Raw genomic sequence first — 16195 nt, forward strand, 5'->3', positions numbered from 1 at the left:
GTGGCGCGGGCCGGGGGCCCGCGCCACCCCGGCCGTGTGGCGTTACTCGGCGACGTGCCGGACCGTTGTCCCGGTCGCCGTGACGGCGGTCCAGCCGCTCCAGGAGGGGATGGTTTCGCGTGACTGCCGCCAGTCGGCGGGGACGCCGTGCGTACCGGTCCGGGACGCGACGACGCCTCCCGCGATGGCGCAGGTCGTGTCGCGGTCGCCCCACCCGCCGACGGTCTGCCACAGCGCCTCGGGCAGGTCGTCGAGGTGTCCCGCGGCGCACCAGAGGGCGAACGGCACCGTGTCCGGGGCCGAGATCAGCGTCCCCGAGCCCAGCACGGACGCCGCGTGGCGCACCGAGGTGCGCTCGGGGAAGCCCGCGGCCACCAGCAGCCCGGAGCGGACGTCGCTGTCCGGCAGGTACGAGGCGACCTCCCGCAGGAACGAGGCGCGCGCGGGGGCGTCCCCACCCGCGCCACCGGCCGCCAGCGCTGCGGCGACCGCCACGGCCACCGCGCCCGCGACCGCCTCGGGGTGGGCATGAGTGGCCAGCGCGGACAGCCGGGCCTGCTCGCGGGCCGCGGCGAGGTCGTCCATGAACCAGGCCCCCAGCGGGGCGACCCGCATCGCGGCGCCGTTGCCGTACGAACCCTGCCCGCCGAACTGTCCCGTCGTCACGGCGCGCCAGTCCTCGCCCTCGCCGACGCGCCGCAGCACGCTGTGCATGGACGGGCCGTACGCACGCCCCGGGTCGCGGCGGTACTCGGCGGCGAACTGCCGCGCCAGGTCGCCCGGACGGACCTCACCGTGCTCCGTCAGATGGGCGAACAGGACGAACGCCATCGCCGAGTCGTCCGTCCACGGCCATGGCGCGGGACGCGGCTCCCGCGCCGCCCACAGCTCCTCGGCGGGCTCGTCGGAGCGGGTGAACCAGCTGTCGCCGAAGGCGTCGCCCGTCACGAGGCCGTCCAGACTGGCGTGGGCATGCTGCGGGCCGATCATGGCGAAGCTCCTCCGAACCGTCGGTGACCACGGCATTCTCGCCCCGGGCCGGCCGATCGTGCGCGTGGATTAGGGGGCGATGCGTGACCCCGTGCCCGTCGACGCCGTTGATCCCCGCATGAAGAAGCGCAGCATGCTCGCCATCGCCTCCCTCGCCACCGGCTTCGTCGTCGCGGCGATCACCCCCTCGCACGGCGTGGGCGGTGCGGACCTCGACGGACTGAACGTGGGCGACACGCTCAGCACGCTCGACCACACCATCGCCGGCGACAGCCTGGCCATCGACGACGACGCCCTGGGGCAGAACGGCTGACGGACCGGGCAAGGACCACGAACGCCGTGGCGCGGGCACCTCACCGGGAGGGGGCCGGCGCCACGGCGTTCGTGCGCCCTCAACGGGAACTGGTTTCCGTGGCAGGGTGGAGCGGGCAAGCCACAGGGGGCCAACAGAAGAGGGGGAACTGTGACCGTCGTCTGGATCAACGGCGCGTTCGGTGCGGGGAAGACCACCACCGCACGGGAATTGATCGACCTGATCCCGAACAGCACGCTCTTCGACCCCGAGGTCATCGGCGGAGCACTTCCGCACCTGCTGCCGCCCAAACGTCTCGCCGAGGCCGGCGACTTCCAGGACCTGCCGATCTGGCGACGGCTCGTGATCGACACGGCGGCCGCGCTGCTCGCCGAGCTGGGCGGCACCCTCGTCGTCCCCATGACCCTGCTGCGCCAGGAGTACCGCGACGAGATCTTCGGCGGTCTCGCCGCCCGCCGGATCTCCGTCCGGCATGTCCTCCTCGCTCCGGGGGAAACGATCCTGCGCGAGCGAATAGCCGCCCGGGAGATCCCCCCGGACCTCCCCGACGGCGAGATACGGATCCGTCAGTGGTCGTACGACCACATCGAGGCGTACCACGCGGCGCTCGCCTCCTGGCTCACCGCCGATGCCCATCCCGTCGACAACGGAGTCCTCACTCCGCAGGAGACGGCCGCCCGCATAGCCGAGGCCGTGGGCAGCGGCGCCGTGGCCGCCTGCGACATCGTGCAGACCCCCGAGCCCACCGCCGAGACGGTCGCCGCCGGGGTCCTCCTCTTCGACGAGCAGGACCGGGTGCTGCTCGTCGACCCGACGTACAAGCCCGGCTGGGAGTTCCCCGGCGGGGTCGTGGAGCCCGGCGAGGCGCCAGCGCGCGCGGGCGTGCGCGAGGTCGAGGAGGAGACCGGGATCCGGCTGGGCGACACACCCCGGCTGCTGGTCGTCGACTGGGAACGGCCGACACCGCCCGCCTACGGTGGACTGCGCCTTCTCTTCGACGGCGGCCGGCTCGACGCCGCCGCCGTGGCGGGACTGCTGCTGCCCGGCCCCGAACTGCGGGCCTGGCGCTTCGTCACGGAGGAGGAGGCGGCCGATCTCCTGCCGCCGGTGCGCTACGAGCGACTGCGCTGGGCACTGCGCGCCCGCGAGCGCGGGGCGGCGCTGTATCTCGAGGCGGGCGTGCCGACCGAGTGAGCGCCGCGAACTCGGCCGCCCCGCCCGCGTGATCCTCATGGAAGTGCGTGAGGACGATCCGTCGTACGGCCCCGGGGAGGTACCCGAGGGCCGTGACCACCTCCGCGACGGTCCCGCCGGAGCCGGCCGGCCCCGCGTCGACGAGGGTCAACTCGTCGCCGTCGCGCCAGAGACAGGCCTGGCCGACCGGGAAGCACAGCAGGTGCAGGCGGGGGAGGAGCTCGATGACGTCCATGCGGCGACCGTAGAGAGGCCTGCCCCGCCCGAGGGGCGAGGCCATCTGCCGATGGCAGAGCGGGTCAGCCGGCCGCGTGGTTGCGCAGGAACAGGGCCTCCGCCACCGACAGCCGCTCCAGCTCCTCGGGGGACACGCTCTCGTCGACCGCGTGGATCTGCGCCTCCGGCTCGCTCAGGCCGATGAGGAGGATCTCCGCCTGCGGGTAGAGGGCGGCCAGGGTGTTGCAGAGCGGGATGGAACCGCCCTGCCCGGCGTACTGCATGTCCTGGCCCGGGTAGGCGATCGACATCGCGTCGGCCATCGCCGCGTACGCCGGGCTGGTGGTGTCGGCGCTGAACGCCTGGCCCTGGCCGATCTGTTCGGTGCTCACGCGCGCGCCCCACGGCGTGTGCGCCTCCACGTGGGCCTGGAGCAGCTTTGTCGCCTCGACCGCGTCCACACCCGGCGGAACCCGCAGGCTGATCACCGCGCGGGCGCTCGCCTGCACGGACGGGGTGGCGCCGACGACCGGTGGGCAGTCGATGCCCAGCACGGTCACGGCGGGGCGGGCCCAGATGCGGTCGGCGACCGTGCCGGAGCCGATCAGGCCGACGCCGTCCAGGACCTTGGCGTCCTGGCGGAACTGCGCCTCGTCGTACTGGATGCCTTCCCAGCGGGCGTCGTCGGTGAGGCCGTCGACGGTCGTCGAGCCGTCCTCGGCGCGCAGCGAGTCCAGGACGCGGATCAGCGCGCCCAGCGCGTCCGGCGCCGCCCCGCCGAACTGGCCGGAGTGCAGATTGCCCTCGAGGGTGTCGATCCGCACCCGCAGCATGGTCATACCGCGCAGGGTGGAGGTGACGGTCGGCAGGCCCACCCGGAAGTTGCCCGCGTCGCCGATGACGATGGTGTCGGCCGCCAGCAGATCGGGGTGCTGCTCGGCATACCGCTCCAGACCGCCGGTGCCCTGCTCCTCGGAACCCTCCACGATCACCTTGACACCGACCGGGACGCCTCCGTTCGCCTTGAGGGCGCGCAGCGCGAGCAGGTGCATGATGACGCCGCCCTTGCAGTCGGCGCTGCCGCGGCCGTACCAGCGGCCGTCGCGCTCCGTCAGCTCGAAGGGCGGGGTGGTCCAGGCGGCCTCGTCCAGCGGCGGCTGCACGTCGTAGTGGGCGTAGAGCAGAACCGTCCTGGCGCCGGCGGGGCCCGGCAGATGGCCGTACACCGACTGGGTGCCGTCCGGGGTGTCGAGCAGGGCCACGTCCTGGAAACCCTCGGCGCGCAGCGCGTCCGCGATCCAGTTCGCGGCGGCCTCGCTCTCGCTCCTGGGGAACTGGTCGAAGTCCGCCACCGACCTGAAGGCCACCAGCTCGCTGAGCTCCGCCCGGGCCCTGGGCAGCAGCGAGGCGACGGTCTCGGCGACCGGATTCGACGACATGGGCACGCTCCTTGTGGGTGCGACGTTGTACTGGTGTGTACTGGTCCGTACGGGTGACCGTGCGAGCGTACGCGCCTGCCGGGATGTGGGGCGCGCGCGCCGCCGATCCTCCCGCAGCGGACCGTGGCGATCTCCGCCGTAGGATGCGGGGGACAGGTGCGGCAAGCGGCTTGATCAGGAGCAACAGACCATCGTGAGCAGCGAGAACTCTCCGGCGGACGACGAGAACTCTTCGGCGGACGACGCGCGGCAGGTGTGGGACGTCGTCGTGGTGGGCGCGGGCCCCGCAGGGGCTTCGGCCGCCTACGCGGCGGCGGTCACAGGACGGCGGGTGCTGTTGCTGGAGAAGGCGGAGCTGCCCCGCTACAAGACGTGCGGCGGCGGCATCATCGGCCCCTCCCGCGACGCACTGCCACCCGGCTTCGAGCTGCCCTTCCGGGACCGGGTGCACGCGGTGACCTTCTCGAACAACGGGCGCTTCACCCGCACCCGCCGTTCCCGGCAGATGCTGTTCGGGCTGATCAACCGGCCCGAGTTCGACCACCAGCTCGTCGAGCACGCCCAGAAGGCGGGTGCCGAGCTGCGCACGGGCGTCACCGTGCAGCGGGTCGAGCAGCACGGCTCGGCGGTGCCGGACCGGCGCACCGTCGCGGTCGTCCTCCAGGGCGGCGAGACACTGCTGGCGCGCGTGGTGGTCGGCGCGGACGGCAGCGCGAGCCGTATAGGGGCCCACGTCGGGGTGAAGCTCGACCAGGTGGATCTCGGCCTTGAGGCGGAGATCCCGGTGCCGGAGACGGTCGCCGAGGACTGGAAGGGCCGTGTCCTCATCGACTGGGGTCCGATGCCCGGCAGCTACGGCTGGGTGTTCCCCAAGGGGGACACGCTGACGGTCGGTGTCATCTCGGCGCGCGGCGAGGGCGCGGCGACCAAGCGCTATCTGGAGGACTTCATCGGACGGCTCGGCCTCGCCGGGTTCGAGCCGAGCATCTCCTCCGGCCACCTGACCCGCTGCCGGGCCGACGACTCCCCGCTCTCACGCGGGCGGGTGCTCGTCTGCGGCGACGCGGCGGGGCTGCTGGAGCCGTGGACCCGCGAGGGCATCTCCTTCGCGCTGCGCTCGGGCCGGCTCGCCGGAGAGTGGGCGGTCCGTGTCGCCGAGGCGCACGACGCGGTGGACGCCCGCCGGCAGGCGCTGAACTACGCCTTCGCGATCAAGGCCGGCCTCGGGGTGGAGATGAGCGTCGGCAAGCGGCTGCTCACCCTCTTCGAGCGCCGTCCCGGGCTCTTCCACGCCGCCCTCACCGGTTTCCGCCCGGCCTGGCTGTCGTTCACCGACATCACCCGCGGCCGGACGACCCTGGGCGGGCTCATCCGCTCGCATCCGATGGCCCAGCGGGCGCTGACCGCGGTGGACCGGCGGCAGGCGGCGACGGCCGGTCAGGTGGCCGAGGAGAGCGGCTCCTGACCCGAAGGGCGCGGATCACCGTCGGTTAGTGACGGTGATCCGGAACACCGGGTGGTCAGGGGCGATACGCCGCATCTCGGTGTCGGGAGAGTCGGGACCCACCCCGTTGAAGAAGACGCCGACCTCGGCCTTCCAGCGCTTGAGGTAGGCGCGCAGCAACGGCGTCTTGTCGTCGTCGGCGACCTCGACCGCCGTGAACTCCTCCACGTTCTTGCCGAGGCGCAGCTCACCGCCGCCCACCGCCCGCATGTTGTGCGTCCACTGGACGTGGCCGCGCGGTGCGATCAGGTACTGCTGCCCGTCCACGGTCAGCAGGTTGACAGGGGTCGTCCGCCACTCGCCGCTCTTGCGGCCGCGGACCGCCAGGACCCGGGACCCCCACACGCTCAGACCCCGGCGGGTCAGCCAGGCCACGGCGCGGTTGAGGACATTGACGGTGAACCAGCCGGGCTTCTGCACGTGGGTGGACATGGCTGCTGCCTCCTGAAGGGAAAGTGTGAGCACTGCTCTCGCTCGAGTCGAGTCTGCCGTAGGTCGGTGCTCCAGAGCAAGAGCGGTGCTCTCTATTTTGTGCACTGATCCCTATTGGGTGCGGTGCTCTGATTTCGTGGCACACTGGCACGCATGAGCAGCACCGTTCGAGGGGCCCGCGCCCGCGCCAGGATCGAAGTCACCGCCGCCATCAAGGAGGAGGCCGGCAGACAGCTCGCGTCCGAGGGCGCGGCCAAGCTCTCGCTGCGAGCCGTGGCCCGTGAGCTCGGCATGGTCTCCTCCGCCGTGTACCGCTACTTCCCGAGCCGCGACGACCTGCTCACCGCACTCATCATCGACGCCTACGACTCCCTCGGCGAGGCCGCGGAAGCCGCGCACGCGACCGTCGCCGACGCCGCCGGCGACGCCACTCCCGTCGAGCGCTGGGTCGTGGTCGGCGAGGCGGTGCGCGGCTGGGCGCTGGCGCATCCGCAGGAGTACGCGCTGATCCACGGCTCACCGGTGCCCGGCTACAGCGCGCCCCGGACGACCGTCCCGGCGGCCGCCCGCGTCGGTCTGCTCCTCATCGGCATCGTGCGGGACGCGCACGAGAGCCACGCGCTGGAGGTGCCGCTCCTGACGGACGAACTGGTCCCCGAGGCGGTCCGGCTGGCGGCCGACCTGGCCCCCGACCTCCCGCCGGGGGCGGTCGCGGCACTCGTGGCGGCGTGGGCCCAGTTGTACGGGCTGGTCGGGTTCGAGCTGTTCGGGCAGTTCAACCGCGTCGTGGAGGAGCGCGAGCCGTTCTTCCGGTACGCCGTCACGCGCCTCGCCCGTGAGGTGGGGCTCCGCTAGGGCACGCCGCTCAGGCATGGGGACCTCCGGTCGGAGGCGGCACCGGGCCGGCCGTCGGAGTCGCTCGGCGTGGTCGAAGCCCCGGTAGCCCACCGCCCCCACACCGCAACCGGAGGCAAACCACCCATCACCAGGTTGACCCAACGTCCCTGGGCAGTACACCTGGGCCCGCCACGCGGCCACCACCGGGCGACCACGCGGCCGGCGATGAAGGCCGGTGAAGGCCGTCGACGGAGGCCACCGACCGTCCCCAGAGGCGGCGCGTACTTCCAGGGGAGTACGGCTGATCACCTCGCCCGGCGGACGTCCGGCGCGGTCGGCGGCGTCTAGCGTGGCGGACATGGAAGAAGAGCGGACGCACGGGCGCGGCGGCCCCGGCCGGTCGTGGTCGCACCGGCCGCCGCCCTGGCTGCGCCGCCGGGAGGGCGGAGAGGACCGGGAGGGCGGGGCGGACCCGGAGTCGCGGGTCGCGCGATGGCAGCGATGGCCCTGGCCGTCCACCGTGCTGCTCACCGCCTTCGTCCTCGTCGGCTCGAACTTCGCGGCCCATGCGCAGGAGGGTGAGCGGGCACCGCTCGACGCCTTCGCGCGCGTGCTGCTGGTGCTCGCCTCCGGGCTGCTGCTGTGGCGGCAGCGACACCCGGTGGCCGTCGTGTTCGGCACGGCGTCCGCCGCCGCGCTCTACCTGGGCGCCGGCTACCCGTACGGACCGGTCTTCCTGACCGTGGCCGTGGCCTGCTTCACCGCCGTCGTCGCCGGCCACCGGCGGGCCGCCTGGACCGCCCTGGGCCTGCTGTGGGCCGTCCACCTGCTGGTCGCGCACTGGCTGTACCGGTGGCTGCCGCCCGCCGGCGACGACCTGGCCTCCTTCGGGCAGGAGATCGTCGTCGCGGGATGGGCCGTGGCGATCGTGGCGATCGCGGAGCTGGCCCGGATCCGGCGCGAGCAGTGGGCCCGTGAGCGGGCCGAGCGTGCCCAGGCCACCCGGCGGCGCGCCGACGAGGAGCGGCTGCGGATCGCCCGCGAACTGCACGACGTCCTCGCGCACAGCCTCTCCGTGATCAACGTGCAGTCGGGCGTGGGTCTCGCGCTCCTCGACTCCGACCCGGAGCAGGCGCGCACCGCGCTCACCACGATCAAGTCCGCCAGCAAGGAGGCGCTGGGCGAGGTGCGCCAAATGCTCGGCAGCCTTCGCACGCCGGGGGACGCGCCGCGCGCCCCCGCACCCGGACTGGACCGGCTGCCCGAACTGGTGGAGCAGGCGGCGCGAGCGGGTCTCACGGTCGATGTCGCAGGCCGGCCGACCCGGTTGGCGCCGCACACGGACCTCGCCGCCTTCCGCATCGTCCAGGAGGCCCTCACCAACGTCGTACGCCACTCGGGCTCGCGCCACGCGCGCGTGCGGCTCGACCAGGGCGGCGGGACGCTACGGCTGCTTGTCGACGACGACGGTCCGGCGACCGGCGCCGACGCGGGCGGCGGCGGCAACGGTCTCGCCGGGATGCGGGAGCGGGCCGCGGCCCTCGGTGGCACGATCGAGGCGGGACCGCGGCCCGACGGCGGCTTCCGGGTGCTCGCCGTGCTGCCCACGAGGGCCGGGGAGCACCAATGAGCGGGGCAGGGGCAGGACCGGTGGAGGAGGGAGGACGGGTGGACGGGGCAGGACCGGTGGACGAGCGAAGCACGGTGATCCGCGTGCTGCTCGCCGACGACCAGTCGTTGGTCCGGGCGGGCTTCCGTGCCCTGCTGGACGCGCAGCCGGACATCGAGGTGGCGGCCGAGGCCGCCGACGGGGAGGAAGCGGTGCGCGCGGTGCGTGAACTGCGGCCCGACGTCGTGCTGATGGACATCCGGATGCCCCGCCTCGACGGACTGGCCGCCACCCGAAGGGTCACCGACGACGAGGCGCTCTCCCACGTCAAGGTCATCATGCTCACCACCTTCGAACTCGACGAGTACGTCTTCGAGGCGATCCGCTCGGGTGCTTCCGGCTTCCTGGTCAAGGACACCGAACCGGAGGAACTCCTGCGTGCCGTACGGGCGGTGGTCGCCGGCGACGCGCTGCTCTCGCCGGGAGTCACCCGCCGCCTCATCGCCGAGTTCGCCGCCCGCTCCAAGGAACCCGCGGCGGTCGGCGCGCTGAGCCGGCTCACCGAGCGGGAGCGGGAGGTGATGGCGCTGGTCGGGATCGGCCTGTCCAACGAGGAGATCGCCCGCAGGCTGGTGGTCAGCCCGCTCACCGCCAAGACGCACGTGAGTCGCACGATGGTGAAACTGGGAGCCCGGGACCGGGCCCAACTGGTCGTCCTGGCCTACGAGTCGGGGCTGGTCCGGCCGGGCTGGCTGGGCTGAGCGCCCGTACGGAGGCGGACGAGCACGGAGGCCACCCGGACCAAGAACACCACGGGAGCGAGCGCCAGGCCCGCCCGCAGCAGCAACTTCTCTGCCAGGTACGGCAGTTCGAACAGCAGCGCCGGACCGGCGACCGCCCCGAAGAGTACCGCCGCCGCGAACACCGCACTGAACAGCGCGTATCCGATCTCGACGGTGATCACGTCCCGCTCGGCCTGCGTGCGCCGGCCCCCGTACCCGCTCATACGGCGAGTCTCACAGGTGTACGCCCGGCGAGGCAATCGGCCCCGCCGGGCGCACTCCTGGAGGCGGCTTCCCGCTCAGCACCTGGCTGTCCGAACAGGCCCTGAGGACCTGTCTGTCCGCACAGGTCTAGTCGCGGGCCCCCACGGGCTCCGCGTCCGCCTGCGGCACGGTGGACCTGGCGATCACGACCGGGTTCCGGGCCCGCCGGGTGCGCAGTCCGGGGAGGGTGATGAGCAGGCCCGCGGCGGCGATGACCGTCACCACCGCCAGCCCGGGCCGGTAGCTGTCGAGGACGGCCTGCGGGGTGGGGTCGGCCGGGGCGCCCGCGGTCACCACCGCCGTCACCACCGCGAGGAAGATCGCGCCGCCCACCTGCACCGAGGTGTTGAGCAGCCCCGAGACCATGCCCTGCTCATGGTCCGCCACGCCGTTGGTGGCCTGGATGTTGAGCGAAGGGAAGACCAGCGCGCAGGCCGCGCCGATCAGCAGCATGGTGGGCAGGATCACCGCCGCGTACCCCGGGTCGAGATCGACGCGCAGGAACAGCGCGTATCCGGTGACCATGAAGGCGAAGCCCGCCGCGATCAGCCGCGGAGTGCCGAACCGGTCGACGATCGAGCCCATTTTGGTCGAGGACACCGCGACCAGCGCGCCGGCCGGCAGGAAGGCGAGCGCCGTGTGCAGCGCCGACCAGCCGAGCAGCGTCTGCATGTAGAGGGTGGCCAGGAACTGGAACCCGACGTACGAGCCGAAGAAGGCCATCGCGCCGAGCTGGGCACGGATCTGGCTGCCGGAGCGCAGGACGCCGAGCCGGATCAGCGGGCCGGCCGAGCGGCGCTCGACGCGCACGAAGGCGGTCAGCAGGACGGCGACGGCGAGGAACGACAGCAGCGTGCGTGCGGAGGTCCAGCCGGACTCCGGCGCCTGGACCACGGTGAAGACCAGCAGCAGCATCGACGCGGTGCCGAGGACTGCGCCGGGCACGTCGTATCCGTTGTGGTCCTTCTCGCGTTCGCTGCGCGGCAGCAGCTTCAGGCCGGCCACCAGCGCGATCAGGGCGATCGGTGCGGGCAGCAGCATGGTGAGACGCCAACTCGCCTCGGTGAGCAGGCCGGAGAGGACCAGACCCATCGAGAAGCCGGTGGCGGCGCAGGTGGTGTAGATGGAGAGCGCCCGGTTGCGCAGCGGGCCCTCCGGAAACGTCGTGGTGATGATGGACAGGCCGGCCGGGGCCGTGAAGGCGGCGCTCAGGCCCTTGATGAACCGGCTCGCGATCAGCAGCGGACCCGAGTCGACCAGCCCGCCGAGCAGCGAGGCGAGCGCGAAGACGCCGAGGGCGATCAGGAAGACCCGGCGGCGGCCGAGCAGGTCGGCCGCGCGACCGCCGAGCAGGAGCAGCCCGCCGTAACCCAGGATGTAGCCGCTGACGATCCATTGCAGGGTCGAGGTGGTGAGGCCGAGGTCGGTGCCGATGGACGGCAGGGCGACGCCGACCATCGACACGTCCAGCGCGTCCAGGAACATCGCGGCGCACAGCACCAGCAGGGTGCCCCACAGCCGCGAGGTCCAGCGGCCCTCGGTGAGAGGGGACGCGGGGGAGGGGAGCGGAGAGGTCATGACGCAGACTTTACATGCGCATGCATCGAATGCAAGTGCATTTAATTCCGATGCAATGATTGGTCTTCTCTGCTACGGTGCGCCCCATGGCGGCGAAGAAGGGCGAGGCCGAGACCGAGGTCGAGCAGGCGCTCGTGGAGCAGTGGCGGGACATGCTGGCGCTCCATGCGCGGACCCAGTGCGAACTCGACCGGGCGCTGCACCAACACGGCCTGTGCGGGAGCGACTTCGAGGTGCTCGACGTCCTCGCGGAGTCGGCGGCGCCGGACGGCTCGTGCAGCTATCGCGTCCAGGAGATCGCCGAGCGCGTCCATCTCAGTCAGAGCGCGCTGTCACGGCTCGTCGCCCGTCTGGAGAAGGACGGTCTGGTCGAGCGCGGCATGTGCGCGGAGGACCGCCGAGGCGTCCGGGTCGCGCTCACCGGGAAGGGGCGCGCGCTGCACGGCGACGTACGGCCGGTGCAGCGCGCGGTGTTGACCCGGATGCTGGCAAACTGACCACGGCGGCCTGTCAGTTGACGGCGGACTTCTCCCGCCACAGCGTCGCCAGTGCGGCGTCCCCGGTCACGGCCGGGAGCGGCAGCCGGTTCCACAACGACAGGTAGAGCAGCGCCGCGGGACCGGACACCTCGCAGTCGGCGTCCCCTTCGCCGTTCCGCTCGGTCACGGGCGGCTCCGAGGACAGACGTACGGTCCACACGGCGTCGGCCGTGTCCGTCGCCCGCACCCGCAGGACCCGGGGCCCGTCCGTCCGCACCCGGCTCTTCTCGCGCCCGTGGAACCCACGCAGCAGCTCGTCGATGCCGTCCGCCGCGAAGCCGACGGCGATGTCCCGGGCGATCTCCTCGGGCGCACGCCCACGGGCCGACTCCGCGTCCACGCGGTGCACGGCCGTCTCGTGCGCCTGCCGCCTCGCCCAGAACGCGAGCGCCGACGGCGCGGGCAGGAAGTGCCAGCACCGCAGGTCGGGCGGGGCGCAGGACAGGGTGCCGACGAGCCGCAGGTGGCCCTCGCGGAACCACTCCAGCAGCGCGTCGCCGTCGAGTTCCGGCGGTTCGTCGAAGGGGCGGAACGAAGGGTCGCCCTCGGCCACGAACGACGTCGCCCAGCGGTGTACCGCTCCCGCGTGCCGCAGCAGGTCCCTGACCTGCCAGTCCGGGCAGGTCGGCACCTTCGCGTCGGGGCCCGCTTCCGCCGCCGCGGAGGCCAGCGACCGGCCCTCCTGGTCCAGGACGCGGATGAACTCGGCAGTCTCCATGGGGGGAGTGTGCCGGATGGAGTGCGGTCGAGGGGAGGGGTGGCGGTCTTCAGCCGGCCGTCGCCCGGCGGGTGGCGAAGCCGATCGCCGCGGCCACCCCGGCCACCCCGGCCACGCTGGTGAGGGCGGCGGGCAGGGAGAACCAGTCGGCCATGAAGCCGATGGCCGGCGGGCCCAGAAGCATGCCGCCGTAACCGAGCGTCGAGGCCGTGGCGACGCCGTTCGGGCCGGCCAGGGCGCCCGCGCGCTCGACGGCCACCGGGAAGAGGTTGGCCAGTCCGAGCCCCGCGATCGAGTAGCCGAGGAGCGCCGCCCACAGGGCCGGGGCGAGGGCGCCGAGCAGCATCCCCGCCGCCGCGACGCCGCCGCCCATCACCACCGTACGGGTGCGGCCGAGCCGTTCGAGGAGGGTGGTGCCGGTGAGCCGGCCGATGGTCATGGCGAGCGCGAAACACGAGTACCCGGCCGCGGCGACCCCGGCGGAGGAACCCAGGTCCTGGCGCAGATGCAGTGCACCCCAGTCGGCGAGGGCTCCTTCGCCGTAGGCGGTGCACAGGGCGATCAGACCGAAGACGGCGACGAGGCGACGGGTACGGGGCGCCGGCCGGTGCGGGGCCGCCTTCGCGGGCGGCGGATCCTGGGGCCAGGCGGTGGCATCCGCGGACCCGGCGGCGAGGTGCTCGGGCCCGGCGGCGGCGCGCTCGGGCGGACGCGGCGGCTCCTGCCGCAGCAGCGTGGGCGCCGTCAGCGCGGTGACGAGCAGGCCGATGATCCCGAGGCCCAGCAGATGGTGCGTGGGGGACAGGGACCCCGCGACCAGGCCGCCGAGACCGGCGCCGATCATGCCGCCCAGGCTGAAGGCCGCGTGGAAGGTGGGCATGACCGGCCTGCGCAGTGCCGCGACGAGATCGACGGCGGCGCTGTTGAAGGCGACGTTGATGCTGCCGTACGCCGCGCCGAACAGCAGCAGGACGGCGCCGAGCGCGGCGGCGGAGTGGGTGAGCGGGGGAAGCGTGACGCCGAGGGAGAGCAGGACCGCGCAGACCACGGTGACCGGGTGGCTGCCGTAGCGGCTGCACAGGCGGCCGGTGAACATCATGGTGATCACCGCGCCCGCGGAGACGCCGAGGAGCGCGAGGCCGAGGGTGCTGGGGGAGGCGCCGGTCTGTTCCTTGATGGCGGGGATCCGGACGACCCATCCGGCGAAGACGAAGCCGTCGAGGGCGAAGAACGTGGTCAGGGCGATACGGAGCCGGGTGAGGTCATCGCCGTGACCCGGCATCGCGTCGCGAGTTCGGATTTTGTTTATTCGCGGCACAAAATCAGGCTAAGTGGTTGTCCTGAGCTGAACAAGGCCGCAGTGGGGGCTTCGTCACCGGCCCGGCAGGCGCGTGGTGATCTCCTGGAGCACCCAGCCGTTGCCGTCCGGGTCCAGGCGGAAGTGAGAGACGAGGGGGGCCCGGTGTTGTGCGGCCGGTGGCGCCGGCCAGGTGAGGGCACCGGGTGACCGCGTACCGCGTCGTCACGGCAGCAGCCGCCTCTCCTTGGCGACCGCCACCGCGCCCGACCGCGTCTCTGGCGCTGATCTCCCACGCTGATCTCTGGCGCTGATCTCCCACGCTGATCTCTGGCGCTGATCTCCCGCGCTGATCCCTCGCCCCGTCGCCCCCCGGGGCGCCCGCATCCGGACGATCACGAACAGCGAGCGTCGCAGGATGACTTGGTGTTTTACAGTGGCTCTCGCCAGTCCAGGAGACTCCGGAACCTGTGAGGTACACGCCCATCATGTCGACCGAAACGTTTGAGTTCCAGGTAGAGGCCCGTCAGCTGTTGCAGCTGATGATCCATTCGGTCTACTCGAACAAGGACGTCTTTCTCCGCGAACTCGTCTCCAACGCCTCCGACGCGCTGGACAAGCTACGTCTCGCCGCGCTGCGGGACGACACGCTCGACGCCGACGTCCGCGACCCGCACATCGAGATCGAGATCGACGCGGCCTCCCGCACCCTGACCGTTCGGGACAACGGCATCGGGATGTCGTACGACGAGGTCGGCCGGCTCATCGGCACCATCGCCAACTCGGGCACGGCGAAGTTCGCGCAGGAGCTGCGCGAGGCCCAGGAGGAGGCCGGGGCCGAGGGGCTCATCGGGCAGTTCGGCGTCGGCTTCTACTCCGGCTTCATGGTGGCCGACGAGATGACGCTGCTGACCCGGCGGGCCGGCGAGAGCCACGGCACCCGCTGGTCGTCGCGCGGTGAGGGCACCTACACGCTGGCGAGGGTGGACGACGCGCCGCAGGGCACCACGGTCACGCTGCACCTGAAGCCGGCCGACGCCGACGACCAGCTGCACGACTACACCGCGGACCGGACGATCAAGGAGATCGTCAAGCGGTACTCGGACTTCATCACCTGGCCCATCAGGCTGGTCCCGAAGGCGGTCGACGGCGCCACCGCCGACACCACGGACGCCGAGGGAACCGCCGACACCGCGCCCGAACCCGAGACGCTGAACTCGATGAAGGCCCTGTGGGCGCGCTCGCGCGACGAGGTGTCCGACGACGAGTACCACGAGCTGTACAAGCACATCAGCCACGACTGGCGCGAACCGCTGGAAACCGTACGGCTCCAGGCGGAGGGCACCTTCGAGTACCAGGCGCTGCTGTTCGTCCCCTCGCACGCCCCGCACGACCTGTACAACCAGAACTACCAGCGCGGTGTGCAGCTGTACGTGAAGCGCGTCTTCATCATGGACGACTGCGAGGCGCTGCTGCCGCCCTACCTGCGCTTCGTCAAGGGCGTGGTCGACGCGGCGGACCTCTCGCTGAACGTCTCCCGCGAGATCCTCCAGCAGGACCGGCACATCCGGATGATGCAGCGCCGGCTCACCAAGAAGGTCGTCTCCACGGTCAAGGACATGATGACCGCGGCCCCCGACCGCTACGCCACCTTCTGGCGGGAGTTCGGCGCCGTCCTGAAGGAAGGACTGCTGACCGACTCCGACAACCGCGACACCCTCCTCGCCGTCTCCTCGTTCGCGACCACGCACAGCGCGGACGAGCCGACCACGCTGAAGAGTTACGTGGAGCGGATGAAGGACGGACAGGACGCCGTCTACTACCTGACGGGCGAGTCCCGGCAGAGCATCGAGAACTCCCCGCACATGGAGGCGTTCCGGGCGAAGGGCATCGAGGTCCTGCTGCTCACCGATCCGGTCGACGAGGTGTGGGTCGACGCGGTGGGCGAGTTCGAGGGCAAGCCGCTGCGGTCCGTCGCCAAGGGCGAGGTCGACCTCGGCGGGGAGGACGACGAGAAGGCCGACGGCGAGCGCGAGAAGCAGAGCGAGGAGTACGCCGGTCTGCTCGACTGGATGAAGGAGCAGCTGGGGGAGGACGTCAAGGAGGTGCGGCTGTCGTCCCGCCTCACCGTGTCCCCGGCCTGCATCGTCTCCGACGCGCACGATCTCACCCCGGCGCTGGAGAACATGTACCGCGCGATGGGGCAGGAGGTGCCGCGCGCCCTGCGGATCCTCGAACTGAACCCCGATCACGCGCTCGTGAAGGGTCTGAACCAGGCCTACAAGGAGCGGGAGGACCGTGCGGGGCTCGCCGAGACCGCCGAACTGCTGCACGGGCTGGCGGTCCTCGCCGAGGGCGGGCGGCCGAAGGAGCCCGGACGGTTCGTGAAGCTGGTGGCGGACCAGCTGGAGCGCGCGCTGTAGCCGACGCGGTGGGGGCCGGGCAGAGCCCTCTGCCCGGCCCCGCTGCCGGCCCCTCCGCCC

The 16195-nt window shown here is 72.3% G+C and carries 15 protein-coding genes and 1 pseudogene; 8 read left to right on the forward strand and 8 right to left on the reverse strand.

The window, feature by feature from the left end; translation table 11 throughout:
- Nucleotides 1-42 precede the first annotated feature (42 nt).
- Entirely contained in the window at nucleotides 43-990 is a 948-nt protein-coding gene (locus ACFWBD_RS40075) for an ADP-ribosylglycohydrolase family protein (protein ID WP_385678700.1), read from the reverse strand.
- Nucleotides 991-1108: 118 nt separating this feature from the next.
- Between ACFWBD_RS40075 and ACFWBD_RS40080 the strand changes: the two genes are divergently transcribed.
- Together ACFWBD_RS40080 and ACFWBD_RS40085 are read left to right on the forward strand one after the other, a co-directional pair.
- The gene (locus ACFWBD_RS40080; protein WP_385678703.1) at nucleotides 1109-1303 is read left to right on the forward strand and encodes a hypothetical protein; all 195 of its coding nucleotides are present in this window, start codon (nucleotides 1109-1111) and stop codon (nucleotides 1301-1303) included.
- A 150-nt stretch (nucleotides 1304-1453) separates the two neighbouring features.
- Complete coding sequence (locus ACFWBD_RS40085; RefSeq protein ID WP_385678706.1) at nucleotides 1454-2497, forward strand: NUDIX domain-containing protein; 1044 nt, start codon at nucleotides 1454-1456, stop codon at nucleotides 2495-2497.
- Here ACFWBD_RS40085 and ACFWBD_RS40090 read toward each other — a convergent pair.
- A pseudogene (locus ACFWBD_RS40090) lies at nucleotides 2492-2732 on the reverse strand (MBL fold metallo-hydrolase); the annotation flags it as partial. The gene ACFWBD_RS40085 and the pseudogene ACFWBD_RS40090 sit on opposite strands and share 6 nt — an antisense overlap.
- A gap of 64 nt (nucleotides 2733-2796) precedes the next feature.
- A complete protein-coding gene (locus tag ACFWBD_RS40095) occupies nucleotides 2797-4152 on the reverse strand; it encodes a dipeptidase (RefSeq protein WP_385678709.1) in 1356 nt (451 codons plus the stop codon).
- Between the two features lie 193 nt (nucleotides 4153-4345).
- Here ACFWBD_RS40095 and ACFWBD_RS40100 point away from each other — a divergent pair, with 193 nt between their 5' ends.
- On the forward strand, nucleotides 4346-5617 hold the full coding sequence (locus tag ACFWBD_RS40100; protein WP_385678712.1) for a geranylgeranyl reductase family protein: 1272 nt from the start codon (nucleotides 4346-4348) through the stop codon (nucleotides 5615-5617).
- Between the two features lie 15 nt (nucleotides 5618-5632).
- Here ACFWBD_RS40100 and ACFWBD_RS40105 read toward each other — a convergent pair whose 3' ends face one another.
- Complete coding sequence (locus tag ACFWBD_RS40105) at nucleotides 5633-6088, reverse strand: nitroreductase family deazaflavin-dependent oxidoreductase (protein ID WP_385678715.1); 456 nt, start codon at nucleotides 6086-6088, stop codon at nucleotides 5633-5635.
- A gap of 153 nt (nucleotides 6089-6241) precedes the next feature.
- Between ACFWBD_RS40105 and ACFWBD_RS40110 the strand changes: the two genes are divergently transcribed.
- The 3 genes from ACFWBD_RS40110 to ACFWBD_RS40120 all read left to right on the forward strand — a co-directional run bounded on the left by ACFWBD_RS40110 (nucleotide 6242) and on the right by ACFWBD_RS40120 (nucleotide 9295).
- Nucleotides 6242-6943 (forward strand): TetR/AcrR family transcriptional regulator, encoded by a 702-nt coding sequence (locus tag ACFWBD_RS40110; RefSeq protein ID WP_385678718.1) that lies wholly within the window; start codon nucleotides 6242-6244, stop codon nucleotides 6941-6943.
- A gap of 340 nt (nucleotides 6944-7283) precedes the next feature.
- Nucleotides 7284-8555, forward strand: a complete 1272-nt coding sequence (locus ACFWBD_RS40115; RefSeq protein ID WP_385678721.1) for a histidine kinase — start codon at nucleotides 7284-7286, stop codon at nucleotides 8553-8555.
- Between the two features lie 74 nt (nucleotides 8556-8629).
- Nucleotides 8630-9295: a response regulator gene (locus ACFWBD_RS40120; RefSeq protein WP_385678740.1), complete on the forward strand. Its 666-nt coding sequence runs from the start codon at nucleotides 8630-8632 to the stop codon at nucleotides 9293-9295.
- Here ACFWBD_RS40120 and ACFWBD_RS40125 read toward each other — a convergent pair.
- Nucleotides 9256-9540 carry a DUF6332 family protein gene (locus ACFWBD_RS40125; RefSeq protein ID WP_385678724.1) on the reverse strand — a complete coding sequence of 95 codons (285 nt, stop codon included), beginning with the start codon at nucleotides 9538-9540 and terminating at the stop codon, nucleotides 9256-9258. The two genes, ACFWBD_RS40120 and ACFWBD_RS40125, sit on opposite strands and share 40 nt — an antisense overlap.
- Nucleotides 9541-9667: 127 nt before the next feature.
- Complete coding sequence (locus ACFWBD_RS40130; protein ID WP_385678727.1) at nucleotides 9668-11158, reverse strand: MFS transporter; 1491 nt, start codon at nucleotides 11156-11158, stop codon at nucleotides 9668-9670.
- An 86-nt stretch (nucleotides 11159-11244) separates the two neighbouring features.
- On the opposite strand from ACFWBD_RS40130, the gene ACFWBD_RS40135 reads away from it, so the two are divergent.
- Nucleotides 11245-11655 (forward strand): MarR family winged helix-turn-helix transcriptional regulator, encoded by a 411-nt coding sequence (locus tag ACFWBD_RS40135; protein ID WP_385678730.1) that lies wholly within the window; start codon nucleotides 11245-11247, stop codon nucleotides 11653-11655.
- A 13-nt stretch (nucleotides 11656-11668) separates the two neighbouring features.
- Here the strand turns inward: ACFWBD_RS40135 and ACFWBD_RS40140 are convergent, their stop codons facing one another.
- Nucleotides 11669-12415 (reverse strand): maleylpyruvate isomerase family mycothiol-dependent enzyme, encoded by a 747-nt coding sequence (locus tag ACFWBD_RS40140; RefSeq protein WP_385678732.1) that lies wholly within the window; start codon nucleotides 12413-12415, stop codon nucleotides 11669-11671.
- 49 nt (nucleotides 12416-12464) lie between these two features.
- Nucleotides 12465-13697, reverse strand: coding sequence for an MFS transporter (locus ACFWBD_RS40145; RefSeq protein WP_385678735.1), 1233 nt, complete (start codon nucleotides 13695-13697; stop codon nucleotides 12465-12467).
- A 503-nt stretch (nucleotides 13698-14200) separates the two neighbouring features.
- On the opposite strand from ACFWBD_RS40145, the gene htpG reads away from it, so the two are divergent.
- Nucleotides 14201-16135, forward strand: coding sequence for a molecular chaperone HtpG (gene htpG, locus ACFWBD_RS40150; protein WP_385678737.1), 1935 nt, complete (start codon nucleotides 14201-14203; stop codon nucleotides 16133-16135).
- Nucleotides 16136-16195 lie beyond the last annotated feature (60 nt).

It is taken from the genome of Streptomyces sp. NPDC060002 (assembly GCF_042737245.1).
In the GTDB taxonomy this organism is placed as follows: domain Bacteria; phylum Actinomycetota; class Actinomycetes; order Streptomycetales; family Streptomycetaceae; genus Streptomyces.

What these genes read in the sequence shown, in the direction of transcription:
- ACFWBD_RS40075 (WP_385678700.1), bottom strand. Translation starts at nt 990, where the DNA reads ATGATCGGCCCGCAGCATGCCCACGCCAGTCTGGACGGCCTCGTGACG.
- ACFWBD_RS40115 (WP_385678721.1), top strand. Translation starts at nt 7,284, where the DNA reads ATGGAAGAAGAGCGGACGCACGGGCGCGGCGGCCCCGGCCGGTCGTGG.
- htpG (WP_385678737.1), top strand. Translation starts at nt 14,201, where the DNA reads ATGTCGACCGAAACGTTTGAGTTCCAGGTAGAGGCCCGTCAGCTGTTG.
- ACFWBD_RS40130 (WP_385678727.1), bottom strand. Translation starts at nt 11,158, where the DNA reads ATGACCTCTCCGCTCCCCTCCCCCGCGTCCCCTCTCACCGAGGGCCGC.
- ACFWBD_RS40135 (WP_385678730.1), top strand. Translation starts at nt 11,245, where the DNA reads ATGGCGGCGAAGAAGGGCGAGGCCGAGACCGAGGTCGAGCAGGCGCTC.
- ACFWBD_RS40140 (WP_385678732.1), bottom strand. Translation starts at nt 12,415, where the DNA reads ATGGAGACTGCCGAGTTCATCCGCGTCCTGGACCAGGAGGGCCGGTCG.
- ACFWBD_RS40125 (WP_385678724.1), bottom strand. Translation starts at nt 9,540, where the DNA reads ATGAGCGGGTACGGGGGCCGGCGCACGCAGGCCGAGCGGGACGTGATC.
- ACFWBD_RS40110 (WP_385678718.1), top strand. Translation starts at nt 6,242, where the DNA reads ATGAGCAGCACCGTTCGAGGGGCCCGCGCCCGCGCCAGGATCGAAGTC.
- ACFWBD_RS40105 (WP_385678715.1), bottom strand. Translation starts at nt 6,088, where the DNA reads ATGTCCACCCACGTGCAGAAGCCCGGCTGGTTCACCGTCAATGTCCTC.
- ACFWBD_RS40080 (WP_385678703.1), top strand. Translation starts at nt 1,109, where the DNA reads ATGAAGAAGCGCAGCATGCTCGCCATCGCCTCCCTCGCCACCGGCTTC.
- ACFWBD_RS40095 (WP_385678709.1), bottom strand. Translation starts at nt 4,152, where the DNA reads ATGTCGTCGAATCCGGTCGCCGAGACCGTCGCCTCGCTGCTGCCCAGG.
- ACFWBD_RS40145 (WP_385678735.1), bottom strand. Translation starts at nt 13,697, where the DNA reads ATGCCGGGTCACGGCGATGACCTCACCCGGCTCCGTATCGCCCTGACC.